At 54.8% G+C, this 14057-nt stretch carries 9 protein-coding genes; 2 read left to right on the plus strand and 7 right to left on the minus strand.

Features of this window, described 5'->3' with window-relative positions:
* Positions 1 to 6: 6 nt before the first annotated feature.
* From wzc to ACE38U_RS02455, 3 genes are read right to left on the minus strand one after another with little or no spacing between them, the layout of a single operon-like run.
* Positions 7 to 2175 carry a tyrosine-protein kinase Wzc gene (gene wzc, locus ACE38U_RS02445; RefSeq protein WP_038481236.1) on the minus strand — a complete coding sequence of 723 codons (2169 nt, stop codon included), beginning with the start codon at positions 2173 to 2175 and terminating at the stop codon, positions 7 to 9.
* A 2-nt stretch (positions 2176 to 2177) separates the two neighbouring features.
* Entirely contained in the window at positions 2178 to 2621 is a 444-nt protein-coding gene (wzb, locus tag ACE38U_RS02450) for a low molecular weight protein-tyrosine-phosphatase Wzb (protein ID WP_038481233.1), read from the minus strand.
* Between the two features lie 6 nt (positions 2622 to 2627).
* Positions 2628 to 3767: a polysaccharide export protein gene (locus ACE38U_RS02455; RefSeq protein WP_176982852.1), complete on the minus strand. Its 1140-nt coding sequence runs from the start codon at positions 3765 to 3767 to the stop codon at positions 2628 to 2630.
* Positions 3768 to 4498: 731 nt separating this feature from the next.
* Here ACE38U_RS02455 and ACE38U_RS02460 point away from each other — a divergent pair.
* Positions 4499 to 6082, plus strand: coding sequence for a TerC family protein (locus ACE38U_RS02460; RefSeq protein ID WP_038481226.1), 1584 nt, complete (start codon positions 4499 to 4501; stop codon positions 6080 to 6082).
* A gap of 54 nt (positions 6083 to 6136) precedes the next feature.
* On the opposite strand, the gene asmA is transcribed toward ACE38U_RS02460, so the two are convergent.
* From asmA to udk, 3 genes are all read right to left on the minus strand, one after another.
* Complete coding sequence (gene asmA, locus ACE38U_RS02465) at positions 6137 to 7990, minus strand: outer membrane assembly protein AsmA (protein WP_375529101.1); 1854 nt, start codon at positions 7988 to 7990, stop codon at positions 6137 to 6139.
* Positions 7991 to 8036: 46 nt separating this feature from the next.
* Positions 8037 to 8618, minus strand: coding sequence for a dCTP deaminase (gene dcd / locus ACE38U_RS02470; RefSeq protein WP_038481220.1), 582 nt, complete (start codon positions 8616 to 8618; stop codon positions 8037 to 8039).
* A gap of 124 nt (positions 8619 to 8742) precedes the next feature.
* The gene (udk, locus tag ACE38U_RS02475) at positions 8743 to 9384 is read right to left on the minus strand and encodes a uridine kinase (protein WP_038483361.1); all 642 of its coding nucleotides are present in this window, start codon (positions 9382 to 9384) and stop codon (positions 8743 to 8745) included.
* A gap of 356 nt (positions 9385 to 9740) precedes the next feature.
* Here udk and ACE38U_RS02480 point away from each other — a divergent pair, with 356 nt between their 5' ends.
* Entirely contained in the window at positions 9741 to 13073 is a 3333-nt protein-coding gene (locus ACE38U_RS02480) for a diguanylate cyclase (RefSeq protein ID WP_375529102.1), read from the plus strand.
* Here the strand turns inward: ACE38U_RS02480 and alkA are convergent.
* A complete protein-coding gene (gene alkA, locus ACE38U_RS02485; protein ID WP_375529103.1) occupies positions 13066 to 13911 on the minus strand; it encodes a DNA-3-methyladenine glycosylase 2 in 846 nt (281 codons plus the stop codon). The two genes, ACE38U_RS02480 and alkA, sit on opposite strands and share 8 nt — an antisense overlap.
* Positions 13912 to 14057: the final 146 nt, after the last annotated feature.

Raw genomic sequence — 14057 nt, forward strand, 5'->3', positions numbered from 1 at the left:
ATCACCTTATTTAGCATCCGACTTATATTCGTATTCGTAGTAGCCGTAATCCTGGTAGCCGGTGGCCCGACGGAAGATCGAGTTAAGGATAACGCCGCGCACGGCAATGCCGTTTTGCTCGAAGCGGCTCAGGCTGGTCTCCACCTCTTTCAGCGTGTTCACCGCATAACGTGCCACCATCAGCGTGGTACCGGCATGCCGGCCAACAATCGCCGCGTCCGTGACTGCTAGGATTGGCGGGGTATCAATCAGCACCAGGTCATAATTTTCGCTGGCCCACTTCACCAACTGGGCGAAGCGTTCGTTCATCAGCAGCTCTGACGGGTTGGCCGGAACCTGCCCACGCGGGATAAGGTCAAAATTCGGCACGGAGGTTTTCTGCGCACAACGGGTGATGTCTCCCTGCCCTGAAAGCACGTCGGACAGGCCGTTCACGTTGGTCGTCCCCAGCAGTTCGTGGGTATAACCTTTGCGCATATCGCAGTCCATCAGCAGCACGCGCTTGTTGGTCTGGCTAATCACCGCCGCCAGGTTGGCACATACAAAAGTTTTACCGATTGACGGGCTAACCCCGGTGAGCATCAGGACGTTGTTGGAGGCCTGCATCATGGCGAAGTGCAGGCTGGTGCGCAGGCTGCGGATGGCCTCAATAGCCAGGTCAGTTGGGTTCCCGACCGCCAGCAGCTGACTTTGCTTAAAGCGTTTGGTGCCTTTCGCATTCCGCAGGTTGGCCTGGTCGCGGGTTTTCTGCCACTCGGAAAGAGGAATGCTGGCGTAGACGCTAAGCCCCGCCTCTTCCAGCGCCGCCGGGCTTTCAATCCCGCCCTTAAACAGCGAACGAAGCAGCACGCCAATAATCGAAACGATAAGGCCCAGAATGATGCTGCCCAGTACCACCAGAGCGCGCTGTGGCTTCACCATGCCCGGCTGCGTAATCGCCGGGTCAACGATGCGGACGTCACCCACCGTGCTGGCCTCGGTAATTTTCAGCTCCTGCTGCTTGTTTAACAGCTGCATGTAAACCTGCTGCCCGGATTCCACGTCGCGGGTCAGGCGCACAATTTCCTGCTGGGTTTTTGGCATCGCAGCGATGCTGTTGGTCAGGCGAGCTTTCTGGTCTTCAAGCGTTCTGCGCTGCTCCAGCAGCGTGCGATATGATGGGTGAACTTTGGTATACAGCTTGGAAATTTCCGCTTCTTTGAAGGTCAGCTGATTCAGCTGAGAGTCAATATTCACCACGGAGTCCAGCAGCGATTTCGCCTCGAGGGACAAGTCCACCGAATCCTGGCGCTGGCGATAAGCGTTGAGTTTGTTTTCAGCCGAATCCAGATTGTGGCGAACTTCCGGCAGCTGCTCGGCCAGGAATTTCAGGCTTCTGGAAGCTTCTTCAGATTTACGCTGCACGTTCTGAGCAAGATAGTTACGGGTGATGCTGTCCAGAATCGCGCGGATCTGATCTTTATCTTCCCCGGTATAAGACAGGCTAAGCACGCCGGTATCTTTCCCGTTTTCGGTCACCGTCAGGTTGCCCAGAAGCTGGTTGATCATACCGAGCGTGGAGTACTTCACCACGGTGAAATTATCACCCGGCTGGGCCTTGATGCCGTCAACCTGCATCGTGACGCCGCCTTTGCTCAGCGGCTTGCCCACTTCACCTTTGGCGCTAAAACCATTGTCGCTGGTTAGCTGATACTGTTTGTCGTTCAGGACTTCAACGGTAAAGGTGTCTTTGTTCATTCCCGCCGGGAGGGTGAAAGTGGTGACGTTAACCGTGTCGTTCTGATGCCCCTGCAGCCGGTCCCAGCCGGCCCCGAACAGCCAGAAGGTGTTCTTGCTCACCGAAATATCCAGGTTCAGATCGTCCACGGTTTTACCCAGCACCAGGCGAGACTGAATCAGCTGAATTTCTGCGGCAGACGCCGGGGGCTTATTGCTCAGCGCGGAGCTGATGTCATTCACCAGCGTGTTACCGGCATTTTGTTCGATTTGCACCAGCGCGTCGGCCTTATACACCGGCGTCGCGAACAGCGCATAGACCACGGCCAGCGCCGCGAACAGGCCGGTGATACCGATAACCCACCAGCGAGCCTCCAGCACGGTGCCAAACAAACGGCCGATATCAATTTCGTCATTGCCCTCGGTCGGGGCGCTCGAACGGCGTACTTTCTCTGTCATTGTTATCCCTGATGAGCGTTAAGTGCGTTAGCCCACTTTTGGGCAGAAAGGTCGAGCATGCTGTAGACCGCTTCGAAGGCATCGCGGCTTTTGCGGTAGGGATCGGGAATTTCTCTCTCTGCATCCCAATGGCCAAACAGCATCACTTTGCCGCGCATCTCTGGCGCCATTTCGCAAAGCGTGGTGATGTGGCGTTTTTCCATCGCCAGAATCAGGTCATGCTCCCGGCACAGGCGCCCGGAAACCTGCCGGGCTAAATGCCCTTCCAGAGAAAGGTCGTGCCGCCCGGCGACTTCAACGGCACCGGCATCGGCGCCCTTCCCTACCAACGCACCCAGCCCCGCAGAGCTGACGCTAAGTTCCGGATGGTAGCGTTTGAGCAGACGTTCAGCCGTGGGGGAACGGCAGATGTTCCCCACGCAAACCACAAGTATTTTGTTGAACATAGCGCGTTACCAGGTGTGGATATCTTTGGCGGTATCGGTCATGTAGCGAACGCCGCTGATGGTTGGCAGAAGCTGGTTGATCAGGCGATTCCAGCGGGAAACTGGTGCGGTGGTCACGTACACCACGTCATAAGGCTGCAGCTGGAACTCGGTGCCCATCACCAGCGAAGTCGCGTCGGACATATCAAGCTGATAAATATTGGCAATCTTGCCGTTTTGCTGAGTCTGGCCTTTGAGCGGACGAATAACGAAGATGCCGCTGGCGTTCGAAGACGTGAGATCGATACCTTCGGCCTGGCCCAACGCTTCGGTCAGCGTCATGCCGCTGAAGTCCATTTTGAGCGTGGCCTGTTTCTTCACTTCGCCCATGACAAACACTTTCAGATCGTCATTTCGCGGAACAAAGAGGATGTCGCCGGGGTAAAGCAGATGGTTTTGGCTCAGGTCGCCGTTTTGCATCAGCGCCTGCAGGGAAATACGTTTTTCCTGCCCTTTGTGGGTCAGCACGACGTTGCGCCAGTCTGCCGCATCGGTTAAACCGCCCGCCGCGTTGATGGCGTCAAGAATAGTCAGCGGGACGTTGGTGATGGGCTGCTGTCCGGACTTATTGACCTGCCCGGAAACATAGGCCTTTTGCGAACGGAAGGCAGCGATATTCACGTCCACCTGCGGCTGGGCAATGTACTGCGCAAGGCGACTGGTAATATCGCCGCGAATTTCTGCCAGCGTTTTGCCGGTTACGCTGACCTTTCCTACGTAGGGGTAGAACATGGTGCCATCGGGCTGCACCCAGTTACCGGCGTCGCTCGAGCTACGATACTGGCCCGCCGGCGTGGTTAATTCCGGATGGTCCCAGACCGTGACGTTTAAAACATCCCCTGGCCCGACGCGATACTCGTAATTAGCGATATCTTTGTCCAGCCCGGCATTCGGCTGGGCGACGACCGGACGCGGCCGCAGCTGCTCCACCAGACGAGGCGTTAATGGATAGACATTGACCATTCTATCGAGGTCGAAATCGGCATCCTGTTGTTTGATGACGTCCTTTCCCGATGTCGACATATTGCTGCCGGGAAATACCGTGCAGCCGCTCATCAGGGTGACTGACACCAATAAAGGCATCAACTTAAGTTTGTATTTTATCATTGAATATTTATCACTATGGCAGAGTAATTATCCTGAGCGAATAAAACAAGCAAGCAATTAGCCGTGAGGATGAAGTACAGAATTGAACATATTCAGAGAGCGAGATAATTGGCATTATTCCTAAAATAAGCTTATTTCCCGACACTCTGATGACTCCATGACTTGCTGTTGTCTGGCCGCATCCGGGCACGCTACCGCCCCTGGCTCACAGTCACCAACCTACTGAAAATGGTAAACAATACTCATGGTCGGGCGAATTAAAATATCCATTAAGATATTGAAATCAGACCATCAGATTTTATGAAAATGCTGGGGCGAACTATTAACCAATGTATAAAAAACACATTCATTGCTAATCATCGATAAGGATTGTTGCAGCTTAAAACTCAGCAGGCAAGGAGACAAAAGGCAGTAACCGGACTTTTAAGAATAATATGAACCACGCAATAATAATATTTTAGGAATTTCTTTATATTGACAGCAAAATTAATCAGACAATCGCCCTAAGAATATGCAGAACTATCTCATAGTGGTTGATTCATTAATAAAATACAAAATCAAAGCACCTCTTTAATTATTAACCACAATAACCAATGGGATATTTCGCTTCATGCTGACAAGAATATAAGCCATTACGGATTAATCTCAGGCAAACGTTGCTTTTTTTTAGACAATTATCCATCATTTCAGTGTGGCATTTGCCCGCAAGTTAAAAAGGCTGTAAACCCCGTATGGAATGGATTGCCGACCCCTCAATCTGGGCTGGGTTAGTTACCCTGGTCGTTCTCGAACTGGTTCTGGGCATTGATAACCTCGTTTTCATTGCTATTCTCGCCGAAAAACTGCCTCCCAAACTTCGCGACCGCGCTCGCGTGACGGGATTGCTGCTGGCGATGATCATGCGCTTGCTGCTGCTGGCCTCGATTTCATGGCTGGTGACCCTCACCCGACCACTCTTTACTCTCCACGAGTTCAGCTTCAGCGCCAGGGACCTGATTATGCTGTTGGGCGGCCTGTTCCTGTTGTTTAAGGCCACCATGGAGCTGAATGAGCGGCTGGAAGGTAAGGACAGCGAACAACACACGCAAAAGCGAGGCGCCAGATTCTGGCCCGTGGTGGCGCAAATTGTTATCCTGGATGCCGTGTTTTCCCTGGATTCGGTCGTCACCGCCGTCGGCATGGTCGACCATCTTGCGGTCATGATGACCGCGGTCATTATTGCCATCGGGCTGATGGTGCTGGCCAGCAAATCGCTGACGAAGTTTGTCAACAGCCACCCGACCATCGTCATTTTGTGCCTGAGTTTCCTGCTAATGATTGGTTTTAGCCTGGTGGCCGACGGCTTTGGCTATCAGATTCCAAAGGGTTATCTCTACGCGGCTATCGGTTTCTCGGTAATGATTGAATCGCTGAATCAGCTGGCTATTTTTAACCGCCGACGCTTTCTTTCTGCCAATCAGTCGCTGCGCGAGCGCACCGCCGAGGCCGTACTGCGGCTGCTGAATGGTAAAAAAGAAGAAGCCGAGCTGGACGCCCAAACCGCGTCACTGATAGCCGACAGCGGCATAGACAGCGATATTTTCAACCCGCAGGAGACGCGCATGATCGAACGCGTGCTGCACCTGAATCAGCGCAGCGTCAGCAGCATCATGACTTCCCGTCACGATGTGGAGCACCTGAACATCGCCGCGCCGGAAGAGCAGATCCGGGAGCTGCTGGACAAAAACAAGCACACACGCATCGTGGTGACCGATGACGGGGAAGAGATCCTCGGCGTGGTACACGTCATCGATTTGCTGCAGCAGTCTCTGCACGGTGAAGCCCTGGACATTGCGCCGCTGATTCGCCAGCCGCTGGTCTTCCCCGAGGCCTTGCAGCTGCTGCAGGCGCTGGAACAGTTCCGCAACGCGCGCACCCATTTCGCCTTTGTAGTGGACGAATTTGGCTCGGTAGAAGGGATCGTGACGCTCAGCGACGTGATGGAAACCATTGCCGGCAATCTTCCAAATGAAGTGGAAGAGATTGATGCCCGCCATGATATCCAGAAAAATGCGGACGGCAGCTGGACGGCGAACGGCCACATGCCGCTGGACGATCTGGTGCAGTATATCGCCCTGCCCCTGGACGATAAGCGTGAATACCACACCATTGCCGGGCTGCTGATGGAGCATTTACAGCACGTGCCTGCCGAGGGTGAAACCGTTGAGGTGGGCAATTATTTGCTTAAGACGCTCGAGGTGGTAAACCACAGGGTGAATAAAGTACAGATAGTGCCGCGCCTGCAGGAAGAGAGCCTGCTGGATTACGAGGTATAAAAAAGAGGTATAAAAAAACCGGCAAATGCCGGTTTTTTTATTGCAGCCTGCTCGTTAGAGTTTATTCATCAGCTGCTTAACGTCTTTCGCTTTGTCACTGTCTTTATTCTTATCCAGCCAGTCGTTGAGTCGGCGCTTAGCTTCATCCTGCAGCTGCTTACGCAGAGCCTGATCGACCTGCAGCGTGTAATTTAGCTCCTGCCAGGGCCCATAAACGCGCAGCGGAACGGCCGTTGTTTTCAGCGCTTCAATCAGCTTGCTGTTGCTACCCTGCCAGCCGTCTCTGACTTTAATCGCAAAGTGGGTATCACAGATTTCTTTCACCAGATCCATCGTGCCGTTGCCGGTCAGGGACAATACGCTGGACTCACCGACCATATTGTTCAAGGTCAGAAGCCCGTTATCCAGCGATGCCGAGGTCGAGAAATGATCCAGTGGGGTGGAGTTATCGAGGTTTTGCTGCCCGTCGACACCTTCGCTGCTGCGGCTGACCGCCTGTTGGATCAGCTGCTGGAAGTTCATGCCCTGCAGCCGCGAGTGCGCCAGTTCAAGCTGAGCGTCGCCTTGCCAGCCGCTGCGGAAATCTTCCGCATCCAGGCGTTCACCGCTGAAGTTACCGCTCATCGACAGTTTTCCGGTCAGCGCGATAGGGTAATCAAAGGCGGTTAGAATATCGCCTATTTCAATATTTTTTACCTGCGGCTGGAAAGCAAGCTCCGGCGTATCGCCGCTGGCATCCAGAGAGCCCGGCAGCGACAGCGTGCCCTGCCCCAGCTTGCCGCTGAGCTGATTGATACTGAGCTTGCCGTCCTGGTTCACCAGCGCTGACTGAACGTCGGTGAAGCCCAGGCCACGCCAGCGGACTTCACCGGCCTTGATATTCACCGCGGCATTAAAATCACGCAGGCTGTGATAGTTTTTCTCACCCTGCTCTTCGGCTATCACCGGGCCAGGGCGGCTTGGCTGCTGGGCCTGCTGTGCCTGTTGATTAATACCGCTATCTGCGGCCGAAGAATTCGCCACCAGCTTGTCGAGGTTCAGCAGGTGAGACTGTAATTCTACCGTCCACTGCGGCTTATTCTGCAGCTTCACGCTGAGATTGCCCTGCAGATCGCTGTCGTTGGCGGTGACCTGTATCTGGCTCAGCGAAAGTTGGTTATCGGCATTTCGCCAGCCGAGCTGCAGCGCACCCGTGCCGCTGATGCCGGTCGCGGGGAGACTCGCCCCGTGAAGCTGGTAATCAATCTGGCTCAGCGTGGCGTTTATCTGCTGTGGGTAGTCGCTCAGGTCCACATCGGCGGTTAACGAAAGTGCTAAATCACGCTGATCGCGGTTAACGCGGCTGCTAAATTCAATATGCGCCTGACGCTTATCGTCCTGTTCCATCTGCAGATTAATATTGCGGACGGTGATTTGCTCATCGTTGATATGCTGGAAGACCAGCACGCTATCGACCACTTTGAGCTTCGAAACGTCAAAGGACCAGCCGCGGTCGGCGTCGGGTTCGCTCACGGTACCTTTCGGGCCTACCGGAGCATTTTTCGAACGCTGTGCTTCGGCCTCCGGCGTCAGCTGAATTACCGCGCCTTTCAGCATCACCTGGCGAACCTGGAGCTGATGAGACAGCAGTGGGATCAGCGCCACGTCAAGGCGCATATTTTCCGCGCTCACCATCGGCTGGCTGGCGCCCGGCGCGGTCAATGACATACGGCCGGAAAGAATACTCAGCTGCGGCCAGACGTGCCAGCGCAGCGGCCCTTCGAGCTCAAGGTTATAGCCGCTACGGGCCTCAACCTGACGAACCATATAACCACGGAAGTCGTTAGGGTTAACCAACAACACAAGTGAGGTCAGGCCGGCTATCAGCACAACCAGCAGAATCATCAACGTGGTTAAAAGTCGTCTCATAGCATTCTCCATGTCGCTCGCCGCAGGGCGAGCAATGCACAACGATTTAGTCTTTATCGATACGGCTTGCTACCGCACCCTGCTGATCGCGGTACTTTGCGTCCTGCCGACGGTTATATGGCCGCGCGGCTGGCCCGGAAAGCGGCTCAAAGCTTAACGCCCCAATCATCATGCCCGGACGCAGCGCCAGCGGCAGCTTACCTGAATTGTAGAACTCAAGGACGATGCAGCCATGCCAGCCCGGATCGATTCGATGGGCGGTCACGTGCACCATCAGGCCAAGACGGGCTAACGACGAACGGCCATCGAGCCAGCCGACCAGATCGTCCGGCAGCGTGACGGACTCCAGCGTCACCGCCAGCGCCAGCTCACCCGGGTGTAAGAAGAAGGCTTCTCCTTCATCCAGCACGATCTCGTCGCTCATGACGCGTTCAAGCGCTTCGGAAACTTCATCCTTAGGGCCGCTGAGATCGATGAAAGCCGCGGTATGGCCGCTAAAGGTGCGGAATTTATTGCCAAGGCGGACGTCTACGGTTGCGCCGTTGATGCGTTCAACCGGAGGGCGAGGGGTAATCGCTAAACGGCCGTCATCCAGCCAGGCTTCGATATCACGATCGCAAAGGCGCATCGCAGATTCTCCTTATCAATCTCAATTTTACACACACTGCCACAGAGCGCCGACGATAGCCAATGAGCAATGGATGAGGGATTCAACGTAAAAGCGAGCGGCTTACGCGCGCTCGCAAAGAGTGTTATTCAAAGAACTGGCTGATTTTGGCTTTCAGGATATCGATGGCAATGCGGTTTTTCCCGCCGCGCGGCACGATAATGTCGGCATACTGCTTGGAAGGTTCAATAAACTGCAGGAACATCGGGCGTACCGTTTTCTGGTACTGTGCCATCACGGAATCCATTGAACGCCCGCGCTCGTTAACGTCGCGCTTCATGCGGCGCATCAGGCAGATGTCCAGCGGCGTATCAACGAAGATAGAAAAGTTCATTTCCTGGCGCAGGCGCGCATCGGTCAGCAGCAGAATGCCTTCCAGAATGATAACTTTCTTCGGCACCAGATGAACCGTCTGGCCGGTACGGGTATGCTCAACGTAGCTGTACACCGGCAGCTCAATAGCGTTACCTGATTTCAGCGTTTGTAGATGCTGGAAAAGCAGGTTGTGATCCATTGCGCTCGGGTGATCGTAGTTGGTTTTTACACGCTCTTCCATCGACAGATGGCTTTGATCTTTGTAATAACTGTCTTCTGGAATGACACCAATGTGTTCATCGCCGACTTGCTCGCGCAGTTCACGATACAACGTGCTGGCAATGAGGCTTTTCCCTGAAGCCGATGCGCCGGCTATCCCGATGATGACGCATTGATGAGACTGATCGGTCATATTATTTACGGCCTGAATACGAAAAGTGTTGGAAGGACGACGCGGAGGCGTCAAACGCCGCAATTATAGGGACAACCGCCGTTTGATTCCAGCCTCTTACCCGCTGCAATCGCGAAATTGCGCTGCGGGTGCGTGATAAAGTGGCAACGGCATGACCGAGCGTTATCCCCTGAAGCCCCGTTAAAGTGGAATTATTTAATTACGTGATTTGACTACGCAATTTCTGACGCTCTGTAGGTAAATTCTGACAAGCGAGCATAGGAATTGTAAATTGTTTGTACTAGCATAAACCGATTCTTTATTTATATGCATCCGGGCATTGCTCCTGGCGGCAGTGTCTAAGCGGATTTGCGGTAATGATTATAAAAAACAGACAAACAGAAACCGCCTTCCATTCGCTGATACTGCTGGTGGGCTTAGGGTTACTCAGCTTTATTTTTACCCTCTATTCCATGGAGTTGACGCTAAAGGGTACCGATTTGGTGCCTATCTGGTTTACCACCGCGTTAATCATGGCGGCGTTTTTCCGTACTCCCATTCGCCAATGGCCGTTAATTGCCGCAGCCTGTGCGCTGGGCAGCATTGCGGCAAGTTCCGCCCTTTTTCCCTTTAACTGGCTGAACGTCACGCTAACTGCGATAAACCTGGTTGAAGCGCTGCTGGGCGCGGTGCTTTTGCGCCGTTTTTTACCGCGAAAGAACCCCTTACAAAACCTCAATAACTGGGCAAAGCTGGCTATTTGCAGCGCAATCGTCCCGCCACTTGCCGGCGGCCTGCTGGTCACGATGTTGCCGGTACCGGTTGACTCGTCGGCGCTGAAAACCTTCTTAATATGGATGCTCTCGGAGTCCATCGGTGCGCTGGCGCTGATGCCGGCAGGGCTGTTGTTCAAGCCTTATTATTTGCTGCGGCACCGTAAAGCGTCCCTGCTGTTTGAAACCATCGCCACGTTTGCCGTAACCCTGGCGCTAAGCTATTTCTCATTAATTTATCTGCCGTGGCCGTTCACCTTTATCATCGTCATTCTGATGTGGAGCGCTATCAGGCTGCCGCGCCTGGAAGCCTTTATTATCTTCCTGGCCACGCTAATGATGGTGTCCGCGATGATAGCCATCGGTAAGTTCCCGATGGTGACCCCGCACCCGCGCGTGCTGGAATATGCGCCTTGGCTGCCGTTCCTGCTGATCCTGCTGCCGGCTAACGTGATTACGATGGTCATGTACTCCTCTCGTAAAGAGCGCAAGCACATCACCGAGAGCGAAACGCGTTTTCGTAACGCCATGGAATACTCGGCTATCGGGATGGCGCTGGTGTCAACCGAAGGCAACTGGCTGCAGGTGAATAAGTCCCTGTGTAAATTCCTGGGCTATTCCGGCGAAGAGTTGCGCAACCTCACCTTCCAGCAAATCACCTGGCCCGAGGATTTAAACCTTGATCTCCAGCACCTGAGCAAGCTGGCATCAGGCCGCATTAATAGCTATTCGATGGAAAAGCGCTACTACACCAGCGCGGGGAATGTCGTGTGGGCCATGCTCACCGTTTCCGTCGTGCGCCATACGGACGGTAGCCCGCTCTATTACATCGCCCAGATTGAAGACATTAACGACCTGAAACACACCGAGTGGATTAACAAGCGGCTGATGGAACGCATTACGCTTGCCAATGAGGCCGGCGGCATCGGTATCTGGGAGTGGGATCTGACCAACGATGTCATTAGCTGGGATAAGCGAATGTTCGAGCTTTATGACGTTCCGCCGCACACCAAACCCACCTACCAGCTGTGGCTGGACAGGCTGCTGAAAGAAGATCTGGCGCACTCGGAAGCGGTCATTCGCGAGTCGTTAAAAAATCGCCTCCCCTTCAAGCTTGAATTCCGTATCCACGTTAAGGACGGCATACGCCATATTCGCTCCCTGGCCAACCGCGTGCTGAATAAGAACGGCGACGTGGAAAGGCTGCTCGGCATTAATATGGACATGACCGAGGTCAAGCAGCTAAACGAAGCGCTGTACCAGGAGAAAGAGCGGCTGCACATCACGCTGGACTCTATCGGTGAAGCGGTTATCTGTACCGATGTCGACATGAACGTCAGCTTTATGAACCCGATTGCCGAGAAACTTAGCGGCTGGGCGCAGGAGGCGGCCATTGGGCAGCACATCCTGTCGATTCTGCGCATTACTTTCGGCGATAACGGCCCGGTAATGGAAAACATTCACAGCGGCGATTTCTCCCGCAGCGCCATTGAGCAAGATGTTGTACTGCACTGCCGCAACGGCGGCAGCTACGACATCCATTACACCATTACGCCGCTCACCACGCTCGACGGCCAGAGTATTGGCTCGGTGCTGGTTATTCAGGACGTAACTGAATCGCGGAAAATGCTCAAGCAGCTGAGCTACAGCGCCTCGCACGATAGCCTGACGCATCTGGCGAACCGGGTAAGCTTTGAAAATCACCTTAAGCGTCTGCTGCAGGGCGCGATTGAGCACCGTCAGCATCACGCGCTGGTGTTTATCGATCTCGATCGTTTTAAGGCCGTGAATGACTCTGCTGGCCATGCCGCAGGCGATGCTCTGCTGCGGGAGCTGGCGGCCATGATGCTGAGCATGCTGCGAACCGGTGATTTCCTTGCCCGCCTCGGCGGGGACGAGTTTGGCCTGCTGCTGCCGGATTGCTCCACCGAAAACGCGCGCTATATCTCTGAGCGAATCATTCGCAGCATCAACGACTATCACTTCATGTGGGACGGCCGCCTGCACCGCATCGGCGCGAGCGCGGGGATCACGCATATTGACGGCGATAATGCCATTGCCTCTGAAGTGCTCTCACAGGCCGATATTGCCTGCTACGCCTCTAAAAATAACGGCCGCGGCCAGGTCACCGTGTATGAACCGCACCGCCATTATATGGAACAAGGGCGCGATACCATGCCGCTCGACGAGCAGTGGCAGGTTATCAAAGACAACCCGATCCTGATGATAGCGATGGCCATTGCGCCGCCGCGTATCCCTGAGTCCACCTGTTTCTATCTGCTCACCCTGCGCTTCTGGGGCAGCGAAGGTGACGTCATCAACGAACCGGCGTTCCGTGCAGGCCTGGCCGACCCGTCGCTGCACCACGCGCTGGATCGCCGCGTATTTAGCGAGTTCTTTGATAAATTTGCCGGGCAAGTGGCGAGGAAAGGCTTTGGCGTGGCGCTGCCGGTGTCCGGCGCCGGGCTGGTCAGCGATACTTTTGTTAATGAGCTGCTAGACCAGCTTTCCACCAGCAGAATGCCGCCTCGCCTGCTGCATCTGACCATTCAAAGCAGCGACCTGCTGACTGAACCACAGCGTGTCTATGCCAACCTGAAGCGGCTGCGTAAAGCCGGTTGCCGCATGGTGCTGAGCCACGTGGGGCGCGATCTGGAACTGTTTAACACCCTGAGCCACCATCTGTTTGACTACGTGATGCTGGACCCTGATCTGATCCTCAACGTGCACTGCAATCTGATGGACGAAATGATGGTGACAATTGTTCACGGTCACGCCCAGCGTATGGCGCTGCAAACCATCGCTGGCCCGGCAGATATGCCGCTGGTCATGGATACGCTGTCGGGCATCGGGCTGGATCTTATCTATGGTGAAACTATCGTCCAGCCGCAGCCTCTGGAGCTGCTGCTGCACAACAGCTATTTCGGCATTAACTGACCGGAGTCCAGCCGTCACTGTACCAGATATGCAGCAGCGCATAAGAGCGCCACGGCTGCCAGCGCTCGGCATAACGGCGGATTTGTGCGGTAGTCATATCGGGAAAGCGCCGTTTAATCAGGTAGTCATCAGGCAGGAAAACATCGCTGGCCTGCCAGCCGCGCAGGGCGAAGTAGTTCGCCGTCCAGCGCCCGATTCCCGGTAGCGTAATCAAGGTTTTCACCCCCTGCTCCACGTCATCCGGTAACAGCAGCGGGAACTGTCCCTTCGTCACCTCTCCAGCCAGATGCACGATGGCCTCTGCCCGTTTGAGCGACATCCCCAGAGACTTCAGCCGTTGAATATCTCCGTTCGCCAACGTCCCGGCATCCGGGAACAGATACCAGCCGTCCTGCCCCTCAAGCTTCGTGCCGTAGGCTCTGGCCACTTTGCCCGTAAGCTTTGCCGCCATCGCCACGCTCACCAGTTGCCCGAGGATCGCCCGGATAGCCTGCTCAAAGGGATCCATACATCCCGGCAGACGCAGGCCCGGGCGCGCAGCCGCCAGCGCCCCGAGGCTGCTCAGAACCTGCTGCGGGTCTCTGTCCAGGTCCAGTAAGTTTCTCACGCGCTGCAAAACCGCCTCTGCCACAGGCAGCAGCCCGTCGCTCAGCGTCACGTTGAGGCAAAGGTTTTCTTCATCTGGCTCAAGCGTAACCAGCCCGGCATGCTCACCCAGCGCGAAGCTGCGCTGATAGCAATTCCCGGTGACAATTTCCACGCCCTCAACGGCACGCCCCTGTAAAAAACCGAGGATCCAGGGCCAGTCATAAGGCGGTTGATAGCTAAGGGTGTACATAAATAATCCTGAAGAGAATGAGGGCATTAGGCGAACAACGTTGCACATTTAGCATACCGCTAAATACAGATTTCTGCCTTGCTTTGATATTCAGTTGCCCGCGGCTCGTCATTGGGCTAAAGTCGCCCCCCTTCTCACTGGCATGG

It is taken from the genome of Cedecea selenatireducens (genome assembly GCF_042138895.1).
GTDB classification, from domain to species: domain Bacteria; phylum Pseudomonadota; class Gammaproteobacteria; order Enterobacterales; family Enterobacteriaceae; genus Cedecea; species Cedecea selenatireducens.